11 protein-coding genes and 6 tRNA genes are annotated in these 18,779 nt (G+C 42.0%); 1 reads left to right on the top strand and 16 read right to left on the bottom strand.

The genetic code is table 11. The features are described from left to right. Positions 1 to 82 precede the first annotated feature (82 nt). The 15 genes from ACESQI_RS03255 to nspC form a co-directional block, all read right to left on the bottom strand. Positions 83 to 1,657, bottom strand: a complete 1,575-nt coding sequence (locus ACESQI_RS03255) for a DUF362 domain-containing protein (protein ID WP_320935032.1) — start codon at positions 1,655 to 1,657, stop codon at positions 83 to 85. A gap of 311 nt (positions 1,658 to 1,968) precedes the next feature. Then, positions 1,969 to 4,803: a glycosyl hydrolase family 28-related protein gene (locus ACESQI_RS03250; protein WP_373125432.1), complete on the bottom strand. Its 2,835-nt coding sequence runs from the start codon at positions 4,801 to 4,803 to the stop codon at positions 1,969 to 1,971. 132 nt (positions 4,804 to 4,935) lie between these two features. Continuing rightward, complete coding sequence (locus ACESQI_RS03245; protein WP_373125431.1) at positions 4,936 to 5,724, bottom strand: LytR/AlgR family response regulator transcription factor; 789 nt, start codon at positions 5,722 to 5,724, stop codon at positions 4,936 to 4,938. After that, complete coding sequence (locus ACESQI_RS03240) at positions 5,717 to 6,763, bottom strand: sensor histidine kinase (RefSeq protein WP_368107001.1); 1,047 nt, start codon at positions 6,761 to 6,763, stop codon at positions 5,717 to 5,719. The genes ACESQI_RS03245 and ACESQI_RS03240 overlap by 8 nt, the downstream gene beginning before the upstream one ends. 39 nt (positions 6,764 to 6,802) lie before the next feature. Further along, positions 6,803 to 8,116 (bottom strand): TolC family protein, encoded by a 1,314-nt coding sequence (locus ACESQI_RS03235; RefSeq protein ID WP_368107000.1) that lies wholly within the window; start codon positions 8,114 to 8,116, stop codon positions 6,803 to 6,805. Then, positions 8,113 to 11,151 (bottom strand): efflux RND transporter permease subunit, encoded by a 3,039-nt coding sequence (locus ACESQI_RS03230; RefSeq protein WP_373125430.1) that lies wholly within the window; start codon positions 11,149 to 11,151, stop codon positions 8,113 to 8,115. The genes ACESQI_RS03235 and ACESQI_RS03230 overlap by 4 nt, the downstream gene beginning before the upstream one ends. Before the next feature lie 10 nt (positions 11,152 to 11,161). Beyond that, positions 11,162 to 12,223 carry an efflux RND transporter periplasmic adaptor subunit gene (locus ACESQI_RS03225; RefSeq protein WP_373125429.1) on the bottom strand — a complete coding sequence of 354 codons (1,062 nt, stop codon included), beginning with the start codon at positions 12,221 to 12,223 and terminating at the stop codon, positions 11,162 to 11,164. 107 nt (positions 12,224 to 12,330) lie between these two features. Then, positions 12,331 to 15,003, bottom strand: coding sequence for an outer membrane beta-barrel protein (locus tag ACESQI_RS03220; protein WP_373125428.1), 2,673 nt, complete (start codon positions 15,001 to 15,003; stop codon positions 12,331 to 12,333). Positions 15,004 to 15,311: 308 nt separating this feature from the next. Continuing rightward, positions 15,312 to 15,384, bottom strand: a tRNA-Gly gene (locus ACESQI_RS03215). Between the two features lie 37 nt (positions 15,385 to 15,421). Beyond that, positions 15,422 to 15,503 (bottom strand) — tRNA-Leu (locus tag ACESQI_RS03210). Positions 15,504 to 15,520: 17 nt separating this feature from the next. Next, positions 15,521 to 15,593, bottom strand: a tRNA-Gly gene (locus ACESQI_RS03205). A 16-nt stretch (positions 15,594 to 15,609) separates the two neighbouring features. Beyond that, positions 15,610 to 15,693 (bottom strand) — tRNA-Leu (locus ACESQI_RS03200). A gap of 37 nt (positions 15,694 to 15,730) precedes the next feature. Next, positions 15,731 to 15,812: transfer RNA gene (locus ACESQI_RS03195), tRNA-Leu, on the bottom strand. 30 nt (positions 15,813 to 15,842) lie between these two features. Then, a tRNA-Gly gene (locus ACESQI_RS03190) sits at positions 15,843 to 15,915 on the bottom strand. A 117-nt stretch (positions 15,916 to 16,032) separates the two neighbouring features. Then, the gene (gene nspC, locus ACESQI_RS03185) at positions 16,033 to 17,172 is read right to left on the bottom strand and encodes a carboxynorspermidine decarboxylase (protein WP_002559944.1); all 1,140 of its coding nucleotides are present in this window, start codon (positions 17,170 to 17,172) and stop codon (positions 16,033 to 16,035) included. 129 nt (positions 17,173 to 17,301) lie between these two features. On the opposite strand from nspC, the gene ACESQI_RS03180 reads away from it, so the two are divergent. Then, on the top strand, positions 17,302 to 17,850 hold the full coding sequence (locus tag ACESQI_RS03180) for an NAD(P)H-dependent oxidoreductase (RefSeq protein WP_373125427.1): 549 nt from the start codon (positions 17,302 to 17,304) through the stop codon (positions 17,848 to 17,850). A 219-nt stretch (positions 17,851 to 18,069) separates the two neighbouring features. Here ACESQI_RS03180 and ACESQI_RS03175 read toward each other — a convergent pair whose 3' ends face one another. Further along, on the bottom strand, positions 18,070 to 18,744 hold the full coding sequence (locus ACESQI_RS03175; RefSeq protein WP_373125426.1) for a glycine zipper family protein: 675 nt from the start codon (positions 18,742 to 18,744) through the stop codon (positions 18,070 to 18,072). Positions 18,745 to 18,779 lie beyond the last annotated feature (35 nt).

Raw genomic sequence — 18,779 nt, 5'->3', positions numbered from 1 at the left:
AAAAGTAGTTATATAAAAAAGAGACGATTTTAAGTATTCATTCAAATACTATAGAAATCGTCTCATACATCAATAAAAACACTTATTTCTTCTTATATACCAGTTCAATTCCGCTCTTTTGTCCTAAATTACGACTATACTGTTTATCTGTAGGATTATTCCAATGTTCTAATACACCAAGACTATGTACACCTGTTCCGTCCTGTTCGGGATCATAGAAAGTGCCGGATAGCGGATTATTTGCCAATGCTGCTTCCACAAGATACATATCACAGTAATTCACATCTGCCATCCGTGGAAACTCCGTACTAAGAAAATCAATACCTACAGCATCAATTGCTACAGGATCTTGCGAAGCAAATAAAGAACAGGGCCAATTGCCTCCAAAAGGCTCCATCTTCCATTTTCCAGAAGGAGCCCCATTCACCTTTTCTGATCCATAAAGCCCGTCAATAAGAAAAAGCATGGTCTTTTGCCCTAAATCTTTGTGAGCAATATAATCAGTAAACGTCATATATCGCGGACGTCCGCCACGATCCTGATTAAAGTTATTATGCTGATTCTTACGAAAATTGCGATCAATATCAGTGACACCATACCAATTTTTTGCACAAAGCGTAACACCTTGACCTCCATGGCCTTTCAACAAAGCCATATTGATAAGATAATCAGCCTCAATAGCGCAACAAGCCAGACCGCGAGCCAGTTTTCCGTTATCAACCGAGTATGGAATGGCATCGGAGATATAGGTTGATTTCACCCGTCCGTCCCCCCCTTCATTATCCAGATAAGTTACATCAGGAAACTCTGTATTACATTTTTCAAATAAAGTATGAGTGATAAAGCGACTCGCATCAAACACCGTGATCTGTTGTTGAGGGATCCCTCCCTCGTATATCAGGCTACGCAACAAGGAAAGCACAAGATGCGGAGAAGCGTTCAGTTCTTCGGAGTCATCATGTGAAAACGTATTGTTCTGATTGATTTTAATTGCAATCTTTTCCCCTTTCCTATATCCCTTACCACCTTTGCCATGTTCGCGATTAAAGTAGGCAAACAGAGCATTCCATGCTTTCTTCTCACTTTTCTCACCCGTCAAAGAAAGAAGAGACTGCACCACTAACCAATCTGCATCCGACTGATTGGTGTAATGATCTTCATACCAGAAACCAGTACCTTTCTCCCATGTTGCAGCTCCGGGAGCATGTGACCAGACAACACGACCGGGATAAATTCCTTTTGCCGTACCCACAGGGTTATTCTTTCCCCATGCCATCTTCGGTTCACTAACAGGAAGAACGATTTGCGCCAGCATCTCACCACTGTTCTCTATCGCCATCATACCTCCGAAAAATATCAACAAAAAGAAAAACAACGTTGTATAAAGGTAATGACGTGCACGCAATGCCTGTTTCATCTTCCGGTAGCTGAACCATGCACCTGTAAAAGACAACAGATAGACGACGAAAGCAGACATCATAGGAGCAGCTGCCTGCATACAAGGATAAGTAGCCCGCGAAGGCTTAGGAACCACACGAACCAGAAACCAAACTGTAGAAGAGATACCCAACCCCCAAAAGAGGAAAATATGATACCACCTGGCTCTGTTACAACTCTCAACTTTCTGCCTGAAATAGAGATATATCTTCTTTATCATTTTCTTTGACTATTAATTATAATAAGTACTGTATCCTAATTAAATGATAGTATCATTGAAACGCAGCAGATTATCACAAATTCACGCAAAGAATATCGTCTCTCAAGTAGTACAGCAAGCCTTCTAATTTGCGATAATCTGCGATCATTTACGTTTTAATAAAACGCTATCATAGTATGAATTAAATTTGAAGTATTACTTAAGTAATAATACTTAGTGCTTCGTTACATATATTATTATGTTCCATTACATATATTGTTATATCCCGTTACATATACTGTTAGGAAGGGTCCGCTCTGATGAGAAGAAAATCATTGTCTTATATCTTCGCAGTCTATCAATTTCACTTCTTCTTTATCTGATATTCCTTTATCCACCTGCAAACTTTCTACCTCACCTCCTATCACATCATCCATCACTACAGCATAGCGTCCATCCGGTTGTTCGGCAGCAATACGACAATTCTTCAATAAGAAGCCCTTGACATGGCGTGCCCAAAATCCGAACGCCGGCTGTATCTTCAGGTCTCCTACATTATAGCGGCCTACTCCTATCTCCGGTGGATATGCTTTTGCATCTTCCGACGGATATCCTCCCTTTACTTTCAAACTCACATCATGGAATTGCACATTATTGATGTACCCCGTATGGTTCCCATCCGGCAGACGGAATGTCAACCCACCTTCCACAACATCCGAATCAGGCAGTTTAAATCCTGCAATAATAGGAGTCGCTTTACTTTGTGAACCGTCATAAGCTTTCCAACGGTCGCCACGAAATGAACTACCACCATAGACCTCTTCAATATCCACCCCACAGATAACAATATTCTCTACCTGCCCAATGTTAGAATTGGTTACAAGCAGTTCCTTACGTACCACTCCATTTTCAGTGAAAGTAAACGGAGCAACATCGGCTCCCAATACACGCCCACGATTGGAAATAGAGATAAAGAAGGGGGCTCTCGTACGACGCATTACCGAACGGGAATGTATAGGACCTGTTTTACCGCTATTCAGATAAACATTCTTCACATGACCACCATCATTGGTAGAAATAGAAAAACCCGCCTTATTAGCACCCAACACATAGATATTATCCACATACAGATCCTGAATATCATCTGCTGTTTCTGATCCTATCTGAAAGAGATTACAGTTAGTATCTCCCACAATATTTCTCACCATGTAATGGCGTGCCGGACGAGTATAGCCCAATGAACAATCCGAACCGGGTTTTACAATATCATCCGAACTTACCTTAGAGTAGATATTTGTTACCGTCACATCATTGCATGCCATAAAATCATAAATATCGCGGGCATTCTTTGTACTATGCTTTGCAAAGTAAGTATCATGTACATGAATACCATCCGTACCTGTAGCCAACAACACAAAATGCCCTCCCTGATCAATGTGCAGCATTGTACTGTCACTATATAACCTGTTATCTCCTTCTATATAATAAGGTATGTCCTTTTCCGGATCATACCACATATCTTTCTTTACATCCCATCCGCCAATCTCTACATTCGTACAAAGTTTTAAAGAAAACATTTTATCACTACGTTTCTCCGGAGAATTATTCATCACTTTATCCGAAGTCACAATATTACCATTACCGGTAATACGCCCCGTACCTACAACTTTTACATTGTCAATTCGTTCTCCAAAGAACATGCAATTGCGAAAGAAAGTATGTCCTACATCTTGCTTCGTAAGATAATTTTCCGGGTCGGCATAAGGACGCGGGTCTGTGGGCGAGAGCCCTGAACGATAAGCACGATCACTAAACCAGGTTACCTCGGGAGCATCGGCACCGGGCAATGCCTGTATCGTAGCATCACTATCCAGATGCAACCACACATTACTTTGTAAATGGATAGTACGTACATTATAGGTTCCTTGGGTAAATCGAAGGATACCACCTCCCAAACGGCTCATATTGATAATAGCCTCATTGATAGCTTCCGTATCATCAGCTACTCCATCTCCTTTTACACGATAATCTCTGATATCTTTTCGTCCGGTATAGAACCATACAGTGTTGGATTCTCCTTTATTCTGCCCTCCTTTGACACGAAGTTTGAAAGCATACAGGCGATTCGGTTCCAATCCGTTCGCAGCTGTCTCACGACTATCAGGAGTTACTTCCGCCCGGGCTGTTGTCCATGTATTCCCACCGTCTGCTGATTGAAGCAGTTCTACGGAAGAAGCGTTGTGAGGGGGAGTCCAGGAAAAAGAGGCATACGTATATTCCTGTCCGGGACGATACGTAAAATCACGCAACGGAGTACGTACAAGATCAGCAACAGTGGTAATGCCTTCCAAATCTGCCACAGCAACAGGACTCTGCAATACTTCCGGCTTTGAAGTTGTATAAATAGCTTCAAAGCGATTTATTCCTTTACGCACCGGAGCTACTCCACGAAAGCAGATCCGCAGATCCGGACCATTTGAAGGTCGAAAATCAAGACCACTAAATACAATCACCGTTCCCCGCTCACCTTCATCCCGCAAGGCTACATTCCCCACTTTATTATATGAGTAGTGAGTGCCGGTACGCCCTATCGATTGTTTAGGCAGATCACGCAATAATACCTCCCCACGTCCTATCACGTTCACGGTTGTATTATCAAGTGTCACGACGATACCTGCCGGGACACGGATTTCTACCTTCACCATCGGACTTCGCTGTCCGGCCCGGAAATCAAGAACAATGTTACCCGGCGCGTTTATTGTAGCCTGTTCGCGATGTAACAACAATTGTGCCGGAAGGGCAGCATTTCTTATTCCAATCATCCACCGCCTGGTGACTTTTCCCTGTGGAGAAACTAACTCCATACGATCACCTTCCAAGGGCGTTCTATCTACCTTGATATTACCATGAAGATCCGTCACCCGGCAAACAGCTTTTTCCGACTTGGAAAAGAGTTCTACTAATTCAGTAACGGAAGGTAAAGTAGAAACCAGTCCCTCCCCCTCGGGAGTATCTACTGTATATCGGTACGTCGTTCCGGAAGATAATAATAAAGAATCTGCTTTCAAGACCCAGGGAGTAAGCCCGGAAGCTGCCTGTGCACTCATTCCCAGACAACATAAAGCAAACCAAAGCACAGGTGTTTTTCGTGTAATAGAATTCATCATTCAATCCTCTAAAATAGTTTTAATTCTCAATTAACTTTATCACAGCGGCAAAGCTAACGGAAAAAAGAAAAAAGCCTTTGCAGTGTTGTCGCAAAGGCTTTCAATTTTATATCATAAATGTAGAAACAAGAGTCAATAATTGAGCCAAACCTTAAATGAAGCTATCTTCTCCTTACTTACCAATATTTTGTCTTTGAATGGGGGAACGACCTCTACCACTACTTTGTTTTGAAAATAAGGCTCTATTTTACGGATAGCATTTATTTCTACAAGCGTCTGCCGGTTAGTACGAAAAAAGTTATCCGGATCCAATTGTTCTCCCAATTTATCCAATGAGAAATCTACGATATATTCCCTCCCTTGCCGGGTAACGGCAAATGTCACCCGGTTCTCCGAATAGAAATAGGCCACATCACTCACCGGAAGTGTTATCAGTCTTTCGCCCACTGAAATAAGAAAACGGGTACGATAGCGTTTCACCGGACTTGAAAGAGTACGTAACACTTCCAGCATTTCATTCTGATAACTAAATTCATTCTCAGGATACCGACTGTGTAAAGTATCAAATTTATCCAAAGTATCGGCTAAACGTTCCCGGTGAATCGGCTTTAATAAATAATCGATGCTATTGACAGTGAAAGCACGAACGGCATAAGTATCAAAAGCCGTTGTAAACACAATCATACTTTGGGGAGAAGCTCTTTCTATAAAAAGAAAAGAGTTACCATCCATCAACTGAATGTCCAAAAAAAGAATATCGGGATGTGGATTCTCACCAAACCACTCCACAGCCTCTTCAATATTGCCAGGCAACAAGAGTATCTCCCATTCCGGACGAAGTTCTGCCAGCATTCTGTTCAGTAAACGGGCAGCAGGTATTTCATCTTCAATTATAGCTGCCCGGACAATAGGGTTATTCATGCAACAATGGTATTTTAACAAAAAATAAATCGGATGTATGTTCAATAGTTATCTCTCTTCCACATATAAGACGATAACGAGAAGATAAATTTCTCAATCCTATGCCTGAGGACTGTACAGACTTTTTAGGACGAAGGCTATTGCACACCACCAACCGGTCTTCTGCCTCTGAATAAGTAATAGAAATAACCATAGGATTACGAATAGAAATCATATTATGCTTTATTACATTCTCGGCAAGTAGTTGAAGTGTCAGTGGAGGCAATTTACTTTCCAACAATGATTCATCCAACCGACAATCTACACAGATACAATCGCCCAAACGGACACGATGCAGAAAAATATACGAATTAAAAAACTCCAACTCATCACTCAACGTTGTGAGGCGCTGCTGCTGGCATTGAAGAATATAACGATACACATCGGACAGGTGTTGTGTAAACTGTACGGCATTTTGAGGATTATACTCTATTTCAGAAATCAATGTGTTGAGGCTATTAAATAGAAAATGTGGATTGAGCTGGCTTTGCAAAGCCTGATACTGTGCTTCGATAGAACTTTCTTCCAAACTTCTGTTCCGCTTATAAAGTACAATGGTATGCCGATAGAAATTATTAGTTGCCGTCAATCCGATAATCACCATCTCTACCAACCAAACAAGTAAAAGTAACCGTATACCGGACCAGCGAATATAAAACAGGCGATCGACATCCGCCATCCACTTCAGACCTACGAACAACAGATAGTTCAAAAGAAATAATAATATCCCCAATCCGACATAATACAGTAATACTCTTCTACGCTTTTCAACAAAGAAAAGAAATCCGCGCTTTAACCATGAGTCTACCAGAATAATACAGAAGCCCATTGCATTGAAAGCCAGCATTACGCCAATGATAAAGCCCAATGAAGTAAAATCCAGATCGTCACGTTTAGGTAAATCCGAATAAAGTGCCAGCAGCAAATACGAGAAACATCCTAACCCGGAGAAAAGCAGGACATTCAATAACCGGACATATCGGGGATGAAAAGTTCTCATAAAACACAGGAATAATTATATAAGTACAAAGATAAACATTTATATTGATAACAATCCCAATGCCCGTACAAATGCCGAATAACTGATCTGAGCCGTCAGGCGCGACTGTACAAAATTCATTTGTGCCGTCTGATGAAACATTTGTGCATCCAATACACCATCAACAGACATCTTGCCTTCACGATAACGTTCCAGGGCCATAGCTTCGTTCTCCCGGGCTTTTGTCAGAGAGTTCTCTGTGAGTGTCACCCGCTCCACAGCCTGTACATAATTATAATAAGCCGATTGCACTTCAAGGCTCACCACATCTTTGACCTTACTAAAATTCTCTCTTGCAATAGCTACCCGATACTCTCCTGCACGTTTCTCATTACGACGTTTTCCCCATTCAAATAAAGGAATACTGACTTTAGCATATACAGCGTAATTAGGATCAAGATCTGCTTTAAAATTATATCCCGGAGAACTATAACTACCATCTACCCCCACATAGAACTGTGGCAGGAATTGCGACTGATTGAGCTTATGTGCTGATTCCTGTATCGAAATCTTATCTTGTGCCATACGTAATTCCGGCCGATTATTACCTGCCTGGTCCATATAGGCAGGCAAACTACCAACCTCATGGATCGGAGATACCAATGTATCAATCGGTATCACTAAATCATAATCAACTCCTATAAAAGAGTTGAGCGACATACGTGCCACCTCGTAGTTATTCTCTGCCTGCATTAACTGATAACGGGCATCGTTCAATTTAACTTCTGCCATCAGCAAGTCATTACGATCTACCAGTTGTACTTCTACCCGCTCACGTATCACCTTGGTTAATTCTTCTACCGCGCCGGTAAACCGGCGGGTAACCTTTACCATCTCATTACGCGCCACCGTACTCCAATAGCGCAAATCTGCTTCATAACTAATATCAGACTTTATCATCTCCGATTGATTAAGAGCCAGACGACTTTCTGCCTCTGCTTTTTTCACTCCTTCGCGGATACGTCCTCCGGTGTACAACGGCTGAGCCAGTGAAACGGAAGCTCCATATTTCATGTGTCGCCCTTCAAATTGGAGTGGATTATCCAGAGAAGGTAAATCTAATGAAAGCTCCATCGGATTACCTGTATAATTGAAATTTGCTCCGGCAGAAAGTTTTGGCTTATATTCTGTTTTAGCAGATTTCTCCAACTCTTTACTTAAAGCAATATTCTTTTCGGCAGCTTTCATGTCCTGATTATATTGCAAAGCACGGTTACGATATTGACTCAGTAACTCGCTATGCTGCCCATAAACGGGAACAACAAAAAACATTGCCGATATTATTAACTGAAACACTTTCTTTTCTATATTCATAATTCCTTTTTTACATTATAAAATACAGCATACAACGCTGGAGTAATAAACAAAGTAAGTAATGTAGCAAATGTCAGTCCGAACACAATAGCTGCAGCCATACCTGCAAATACTACATCAAAAAGAAGTGGCACCATACCCAGTATGGTCGTTACCGCTGCCATCAATACCGGGCGTACACGTGACACGGTAGATTCAATAATAGCTGTATATGGTTTTACTCCGGTACGAAGCTGAATATTTACCTCATCCAGCAATACAATCACATTTTTAATAATCATACCCAACAATCCCAACCATCCTGCTATACTGAAAAAGCCAAATTCCGTCCCTGTCACCAGCTGACCAAATACGACTCCTATTACTGAAAGCGGCAAAATCAAGAAAGTGATCAATGGCTGACGATAGTTGCGGAACAGGGCTACCAAAATAAGAATCAATAACAATAATGCCAGTGGAAAGAACTTCGTTAATGCAGCCATTCCTTCTTTCTGAGTTTTGTATTGTGCATCCCAAAAGAAAGTGTACCCTTCCGGAAGCTGTATCTTCTCTATCTCGTTTTTTATTTCAGCATGCACTTCCGCCATGGTATGTCCCGGTTGCACGTCACACATGGCCGCCATAGAGAGTTGCCGGTTGTAGGTACGTATCAAAGGATATTCCCAGCCGATACGGATGTCTTTGGTTACCTGTGCCAATGGAGCCGAGTGGATTCCGTTCCATACAGCAAGATCTCCCAATTGATCAAGGTTCATTTCACGGGACATGTCCGACTTCAGCAAAACCGGTACTTTTTTCTCATTGTCACGATAAATACCAACCGACACTCCATCCCCAATCGCTTTTGTTGCCTCCATCATGTTATCTTTACCAATATTCAACTGACCCGCTTGTACCGGTTCATAATCTGTCTGCACCATCATGGCCATATTTCCCCATTCATTACGGGCATTCGCAACTTTCGGATTACGACGCATCACACCAAGCGCCAACTCTGTCAATGAATCCAGTATTGCTTCGTCCGGGCCACAGAAACGGGCTTCTATCAATGCCTGTGGCACTGTGCTCAGTTCAAAACGGTTTACTCTCATAAAGACCTCCGGGAATTGCCTGCCTACCGTATCACGAAGTACTGCCTGCAACTCACGTGCCTCTTCCGGAGAACGTGCTTCAACAATACACTGTGCATAATTGTGCTGAGGACCAAAAGACGTATTAGCCAAATAAAAACGCGGAGGGGTTTGACCGATAAATGTAGATACCTGCCGGGTTGTTTCAAAGCTTTCCAAGAAGTCGGATATATCTTTAGTAGCAGCTTCCATCTGCTCTATTTTCGTCCCTTCGGGCATCCACATATCAATCGTAAAATATTGCTTATTAAGTTGAGGCGTAAATCGTTTCGGAATAAACTGAAATCCCCACCCCGAAAGGAATAACAAACCGACCATTACTCCCAACAGAAGATACTTCCGCCGAAGGGTACATTCCAACATCTTCCGGAACCAATTGTACACTTTACCCTGATAAAGCTCGCTTTTCAGTTCTTCGGGACGAGGGCGTCTCACAAACTGTTCGATAAAAAGCGCGTTTTGCGTAATGGCAAATACCCAACTAAACAACAATGATACTGCTATTACAATGAAAAGAGACGAAAGCAGTTCTCCCGTAATATCAGGAGAAAGATAAACCGGCATAAATGTCAGAATGGCAATCACCGTAGCAGCAAGCAAAGGTATGGCCGTATCGGATATCGCTTTCATAATGGCATTTCGTTTCCGCATTCCCCGTTCCATATTCATCAACGCCGAATCAAATACTACAATGGCATTATCTACAAGCATTCCCATTGCAATGATAATAGCTGCAAGAGACATACGTTGCAGGGCGATACCATTAGCATGCATATAAATGAGGGTTGCAAAAATGGAAAACACCAGTCCGCTCCCTATCAGTACCCCATTCTTGAAACCAATAAAGAAAAGCAACACTGCCACCACCGTAATAACAGAAATAATCAGATTCAGAATGAAACCATCATTAGCAACGGCAGATTCATAGCCTTGATCATAGATTGGTGTCAGTTTATATCCGTCAGGCATCTCTGTGTTGATGCGTTCCACTGTCTTCTTGACGAGAGCAGCCATATCGACCACATTTCCATCCGCCACGGTAGAAATAGCAATACCCAGGGCAGGCGTATTATTAATCTTCATCAGATTACGCGCCGGACGCATATATTCTTCACTGACATTTGCCACCTCCTTCAACCGGAAGTATTCTCCGGTTCCGGAGATTATTGTCATATTTTCAATCTCTGCTAAATTAGTGAAACTACCACGTGCTTCAATACGAAGGCGATTATTCCCATTCTCAACAGCCCCTGCATCCACAACCTTGTTTTGTTTATCGAACGCACGGATTATATCCGCTGTTGTTATGCCCGTCTGAGCCATTAATGAAGGCTGTACCAACACCTCGATTACAGGATTTTGAATACCAAAAACTTCTACCTTAGCTACATTTTTAATTTTAAGCAGTTCGTTTTTTATGTTTTTAGCCTGATTTTCCAGTTCGCGATACGAATGCTCTTCGCCATACAAGCCATAAAATACTCCAAGAACATCTCCAAAGTCATCGTTCACGACCGAAGTAGCGGCACCCGCAGGAAGCTTGGATTGTACATCATTCACTTTACGACGAAGCTTATCCCACAACTGTTGCATCTCATCTGCACGAATTTCTTTCTTGACATATACGGTAATTTTTGATAATCCGGCACGGTTATCCGTTTTCAGATAGTATAATTCGCCCAACGACTGAATAGCCTCTTCAAGTACATCGGTTACCTGTATCTGTACCTCATGAGGTGATGCACCCGGATAAGCAGTAGTCACAAGTGCCTGTTTAATAGTAAATGGTGCATCTTCCAGTTTACCCATTTTAAAATACGAATAAAGCCCTCCCGCTAATACCAAAAACAAAATCAGCATTGCAAAAGCACGATTCTTTAAAAAGAATGCTACAATTTTTTTCATACCTCTTTGTTTATTTGATAACGCTTACCTCTCGGTCCTCCGAAAGAAACCCATGTCCGCTCAATACTACTATATCACCCACAGAAAGTCCTGATACAACCTCTATTTTGTTATCATTCTTTAAATCCCCTATATTCACAGGAACAGTCTTTACCCGGTTATCTTCTGTCAGTTTCCACACAAAAGTTCCTGTCGTAGGGCGATGACACACTGCCAATTGAGGAATAAAAACGGATTCCTTTTCTACTGTTGAATCGCCAGGAAGTGTGATTGTTAGTGTACCACTCATACCACCCAATAATTCATTATTCCGATTATCGAGAACAGCTGTTAGCAGAAAAGAAAGATTATTGGAGGTAGTACTTTTAGATACTTCTACATCTGTAGTAGTATAAACTTTATCTTTCAATGCATCAAAGCGGAACTTTAACCCGCTACCCGAGGAGAAAGCAAGTTGTTTTTGCAGAATAACAGCCATATTTTCAGGGATATAAGCCTCTATTTTCAGACGTGAAAGATCTATAAAACTGACCACAGGTTGCGAAGCACGTACCTCCTGATATCGCTCTATATTCACCGTCTGGATATATCCGTCAAAAGGGGCATATAGACGGGTGTCCTCCCATTCATTGGCTGCCGTTTGGTATGCGGCACGGGCTATGGCACAATCTGCTTTTGCTTTCTCATAAGTACTGGCTGAGATATTTTCTTTCTCATACAATGCAGCGATTCGCTTATATTCTGCTTCTGCCTGTTGATATACAGCTTCCGCTTTCTCTTTACGTACTTTAAAATCGCGGTCGTCAATAGAAGCGATCACCTCTCCTTTACGGAAAAACTGACCAGACCTGACATCAAAATTCAATACAGGACCACCTACACGAAAAGAAAGCTCGGTAGACTTAAACGGTTGAGACAGGAAAGTAAATTCTCTGTCCGGTTCACTAACTGCCCGTTCGGCACAAAACACTCTCACTGGCATAGCTTCCTCTTTTTTACTTTTCTGCTCTGTGCTACACGAAGCCAGAAAGGTGACAGTGAGGAAAAGATACATTAACTCCTTCATATTCATTGATTACACATTTTGGGAGCAAACGTACGAGTTAGTTTTCTGAAAAAAAGGAAGAGATATAACGAAACGGAATATTGGAGACTGAAACGGAAAAATAAAGGACTGAGTTACTTACGCTTCACTTTACCGCCCATCTTATTTATCCTCACGATAACATGGAATATGAAATAACTCCCCAATACGTTGGACTCAGTGTCCCGTATGGAAGTTGCTGTGATAGTACGGGTCAGTGCGTTCTCTTGTTGCAGAATATCATAAATCTTGAATCGCAACAACAGCTGTTTCCGTTTGAAAAAAGATTTGGAGAGTTGTGCGTTCCACATCAGATAATCATTACCCTCGTTTTGCCCGTATCCCGAACGCAGATTCCACACAGCATCACTATACACTTCAAAACCCCAGGGAAGATAACATTGTACATTCATTCCCGCCTGATAGTCGAAGGTTTCTGTACGAATACTTTTCACATTATTGTATGAGTTATTGTAGACAACAGACCCCCGGGCACCAATCTCAATCTGCTTGGTACGATAAGTGAGATTGAGTCTCTCTCGCGCTGTCAGATGGCGGACAGAACTCTTTTGCGGCTCTTCCTTATTAAGTGTAGTATATCCGTTTTTATTACTAAACCGAAGTTGGGAATACGTACGTACCAACCAATTCTTATTCTTGAAAGGAGTACTCAGTGAAAAAGAGCCCTGTGCTTCCCAATTACCGTTCATGTTGACTGGTATAGTAGTACGTCCACCGGTTTCACTATCATAAGTAACCTGATTAGTGACGCTGTTCAGCGTATTCTCAGCGGTAAGTTGCAACACCATATTGCGTTGATACTTCACATTATAAGAATTATAATTAAGATTGAAGGTATTGGTATACGAAGGTTTCAGCGAAGGATTACCCATACGGATATTCAACGGATTGGTTTGGTCAGAAATAGGTTGCAAATCACGAACAGAGGGTTGGCGGCTCTTTCCACGATACGTTATTTGCAAACGCGTACGTTTGGAAAACTTATACCGGAAACTAACGGTCGGTGAGAAATTGAGTACACTTCGGGGAAGGCTGTATTTCAATACATCCAATACATAACTATCACTAACGGACTTTTGTGGTTCAAGATCAACCCCTACGTTATAGTTATACATTTTCTGTGTAGTGCGGACCGAAAGATTTACGAGATGATTGGAATATTGATTCTCAAAACAGTTACTATTCAGCGTATCCGGATCTTCTGTAAAATCTTCCAATTCCTTATTCCAGTTATAAGCTTTACGATCAGAGTTCGATGTACGATGCTGATAACTATAACGAAGTTGCAGAAAGTGTGCCCAAGGTAACGGTTCTACATATACCAATTGAATACGATAATTATCCCCATCCGTCTTATTATCAATCTTCTGATTCAATATTTTCTCCGTACCGGTTTTAAAATAACGGGTGGTGGCATAATTCAAACGATCTGATGTAGAAGCATTTGTACCATAATCCAGTTTCAAAGCAACATTACGCCCTTTCGTATTCAGTTTACGGTTCACCTGCAACATCAACGCCAGACTGTATTGCGAACTCTCCGACCAGTTAGAGGACTCTTTTTCGTTCAGTTCTTCCTCTCCCGACCAGCTTTTCTGATAACTGGCTCCTCTGCGATCGGCTGTTGAATAGCGAAACGTAGGACGGAATATAAGATTGGTTACCGTATCTATCTTCCATTCCAGGTAGGCATTTCCCGTCACTCCGTTATTTCTGTTTCGGCTACTGCTCGTACTGTTGGTTATGGACTTTTCCGCTTTCATAAAATTATCGGTCACCGTCTTACTCTCCTCCTCACGATCCGTTCCGGAATACTGTACATTTGATCTGAATTTAACATTCCCCCAATCTTTGCTGAAGTTAAATCCCAATGAACGGGAAGTCCCCATTCCTGCCCTGCCACGGGTATTTCCTGTGGCATTGGATGACTGTTGCTGAAGTTCCGAAAAGCCCTGATTATTTGTATTGTTCCAATTAGCAATCACTGTGAGCTGGGAGTTCTCACGAATACGGTTCATCGTATTCGCCACTTCATAACGTTCTTTACTTCCCATACCACCAAGAAAATTATCCATCCAGCCCTTCTTCATATCCTTTTTCACAGAGAGATCGAGAATCATCTCTTCCTCACCATCATCAATTCCTGTAAGACGTGCCAGATCAGACTTCCGCTCGTATGCTTTCAACTTCTCCACCATTTCCACCGGAAGATTCTTCAATGCTGCCTGTGGATCATCCGAAAAGAATTCCTTACCATCCACCAGTATCTTTTTCACTTCCTTTCCCTGGATCATCAGCTTACCATCCGCAGTAATCTCTCCTCCCGGCAACTGCTTCACAAGTTCCTCGAGCATGGAACCTTCAGGTGTACGAAAAGCTGAAGAGTTATATACTGTCGTATCATTCTCTGTAACTGCCATCGGAGCCTTGCCCGTAATAACAGTTTCTTCGAGCATAAACCCATCGGGAGCCAGACATATGTCACCGATCTTCCTGTCACTATAATTCAATGTACGGTCTATTGCCGTATAACCGACATAAGATACATGAATGGATATTTTTACTGTTTTTCGGGCTGTGGCAGAAAGAGAGAAACGACCGTCAGCTCCAGTAGCTCCTCCGGTAATAAACGTACTATCGGGCAATACATAGATCTGAACAGCAGCATAAGGTACCGGTTCGCGGGTCTCTTCGTCAAGAACACGTCCGGTAAACACCACTTTACCGGACTGTGCCTTAATCTTCATTGTTGTGCATGTTAGTTGTAATACACAAAAAATTGAAAGAACCTGAAAGCAACCTATATACCTACTTATATTCAATGGACTTGTATTAGATGTTATCGTTGAATAGTTCCGCCGTTTAAAGGTTAGAGTTTGTAAAGATGAGAAGGTTAAAACAGAAGTATTATTTTTAAGTTTTATTAAAGTTTTGCTTTCTATAAACAGAATAATTGCTCAATAAGCAAAGAAGGTACATGCTGATTCGGGGTAAAGAAAAGTAAACAAAAAAAGAGAGTATCCCGGTTTTACCCGAAATACTCTCTTTAACTCTGAGCGGAAAACGAGACTCGAACTCGCGACCCTAACCTTGGCAAGGTTATGCTCTACCAACTGAGCTATTTCCGCAATTTAGTCTCTCATCAATTGTTTATCAGAAAGACTGTGCCCAGAACAGGACTCGAACCTGCATGCCTCTCGACACACGCACCTGAAACGTGCGCGTCTACCAATTCCGCCACCTGGGCCTTTCTTCTTTTCAATGAGCGGAAAACGAGACTCGAACTCGCGACCCTAACCTTGGCAAGGTTATGCTCTACCAACTGAGCTATTTCCGCATATCTTTAATAGTTGTGAAGAGAAGGAGACTCGAACTCCCACGACATAATTGTCACTACCCCCTCAAAGTAGCGCGTCTACCAATTCCGCCACCTCTCCAAATTTATTAAAGTACTTGAACTTATCCATTTCTTTGTGCCCAGAACAGGACTCGAACCTGCATGCCTCTCGACACACGCACCTGAAACGTGCGCGTCTACCAATTCCGCCACCTGGGCAAAGAATGAATTTCCAATATTTCAAAGATGAGCGGAAAACGAGACTCGAACTCGCGACCCTAACCTTGGCAAGGTTATGCTCTACCAACTGAGCTATTTCCGCAATTTTCGTTTGCGGTTGCAAAGGTAGACATTTTCTCTAAACATGCAAACATTCTGCTTGTTTTTTTAGTAAGAAAATAGTCACTTTGCTACACCCGCAAAAAGATTAGTTTGATTATCAACTCATTCGGTCACGATAATCTTCATAAGAGAACTGTTTATATATTTCAGCTGTCCCTCCTTCAGTCCACAAAGCAATAGAAGGGTGATGAATCCCATTAAACATATTTGTTTTCACCATTGTATAATGTATCATGTCTTCAAACACAATCCGTTCACCCATCCGAAGTTCATGATCAAAACTCCAAAATCCCATATAATCACCACTCAGACAGGAATTCCCCCCAAGACGATAAACAAATGTACCATTGTCTCCCATTTCGGCTCCACGCACAGCTGGCTGGTAAGGCATTTCAAGACAATCGGGCATATGGCAGGTAAAGCTGACATTGAGAATGGCGGTTTTAATGCCACGGCTCTCCACTATATCAACAATCTCAGAAGTCAATACCCCGGTTTGCCAGGTAAATGCCGAACCAGGTTCAAGAATAATCTGAAGATGAGGATAACGGGATTTTAATCCCTGAAGCAAACGAATGAGGTGCTCTGTATCGTACCCTTTACGAGTCATCAAATGTCCGCCTCCTAAATTCAACCACTTTATCTGTGAAAACCAATGGGAGAATTTCTCTTCAATGTGCTGTAAAGTATGTTCCAGCTCAAAAGACGACGACTCGCAATGACAATGACAATGAAAACCTTCAATACCCTGTGGAAGAACTTCGGGCAACAAATCGGCTGTAATGCCAAAACGGGTACCGGGGGCACAAGGGTTATAAAGTTCTGTTTCCACTTCGGAATATTCGGGATTAATACGAATACCACAGGAGATCCCACTCCCTTCTGCCAAAACCATTGGATAGAATCGTTGAAACTGCGCCAGTGAATTAAATGTGATATGACTGCTGCAACGCATAATTTCCGGAAAGTCCTGTTCGGTGTAAGCAGGTGAATACGTATGTGCTTTGCTACCAAACTCTTCAAGCGCTAAACGGGCTTCGTAAACGGAACTTGCCGTAGAGTGTGCGATATACTCACGGAATATGGGAAATGAACGCCACATAGCAAATGACTTAAAAGCAAGGATAATTTCCACCCCTGCCTTGTCGGCAACCTGTTTTATCAGACTCAGATTCTTTCTCAACAATTCTTCTTCCATGATGTAGCAAGGAGAAGGAAATTGGGTAAAGTCTATCATTTCAGAATATAGAATTTAGTAGTTAGTAGATAGTAAGATAGAATAATGATGCAAAAATACGGAATGTTTTCTAATATTTTCTACCTTTACGAAATGATTTGATTCTTCACTAAAAATTAAGAAAACGTTATGGACAGAGATTTAAAGAAAGTAGTGATTCTTCTGGCGCACCCCAACATGAAAGAGTCACAGGCAAACAAGGCATTAGTGGATGCCGTAAAGGATATTGAAGAAGTAGCAGTTTACAATCTGTATGAGTTACAAACTTTCAATGTAGATGAATGGAGCAAGATTATTTCACATGCAGCCGCTATTATCTATCAGTTCCCGTTCTACTGGATGTCTGCCCCCTCGTTACTAAAGAAGTGGCAAGATGAAGTATTCACCTATTTGGCCAAAACACCGGCTGTGGCGGGTAAACCACTCGTGGTAGTAACTACCACAGGCTCAGAATTCGATGCATATCGTAGTGGAGGAAGAAATCGTTTTACAGTAGACGAATTATTAAGACCTTATCAGGTGGGAGCTATTCACGCCGGAATGGTATGGAAAACCCCTATTATTGCATATGGCATGGGTACAAATGATGCTGCCAAAAACATAGCGGAAGGAGCAAATCTATACAGGCAAACAGTAGAAGCTCTGATAGGAACAGGAAATGCCGGCAATAGTTGGTGATGAATAATGTGCCAATGTGTTAATATGCCAATGTGCCAACTGGCTGCGCTGTGTTGCCGAAAGGCATTGGCATATTGGCAAATTAACACATTGGCACATTATTAATTAAAAGTACGTACTTTATTAGTATAAACTATGCATTTTAAGTGTGACTTAAAATGCATATTAAGTCATACTTAAATACGTACTTTTATAAGTAAAAGAATCTACTTCCCGATATCATCTTATTCTCTTCTGTGTTGGCAAAGAAAACTCTTGCCAGTCACACTCCGCATTATCTCCGGCAGCCACGGTTACACGCAGTACCACTTCTCCATCTTTCAGTTTCTCTCCGGCCGATACCGTAGCAGTATAACGTATGCCTTCACCCGGAGCAATCTGTTCTACCAAAACAGAGGGGGAAATAAATATATGCTTCATTCCGGTAACCTCTTCCACCGCAGGTACGACATCATAAACAGGAGTGCGCCCTTCATTGACTATCTCAAAAATAACCTTGCTATTTTCACCGGCATCAATCACATGATTACGATTGTCATCAATAAAACGTATGTTCCGTATCTTCAAATTAGCTACCGCTATCGGACGTTGAGATACAGACTTCTTTCTTTCAATCACCTCTACATACTCATCTTCCTTCTGACGAGGCGTAGATACCGCATTTCCAATAGCCGCACCGGCAACCGTCCCTACAATCGTACCAATAGCAGAGCCACGATACCCGCCTCTCCATCCATGATTATTTTCACCGATAAGACCACCTATCGCACTACCTACCGAACCGCCAATAGAGGCTCCTGCCATAACGGCTCCAGGATTACCGGACATTCGTCCGGTAGCACAACCGCTTAACAGAAAAGCGGGTAAAATCATCCAAGCAATTAATCGTTTCATAGCTCACTCTTTTTGTGGTGCTTCCCGCACAGAAC

Origin of the sequence: Bacteroides sp. HPS0048 (assembly GCF_964240755.1) — a bacterium.
GTDB lineage: Bacteria > Bacteroidota > Bacteroidia > Bacteroidales > Bacteroidaceae > Bacteroides > Bacteroides nordii.
The sequence above is the reverse complement of the archived record's forward strand: the minus strand, read 5'-3'. Positions and strand labels throughout refer to the sequence as shown.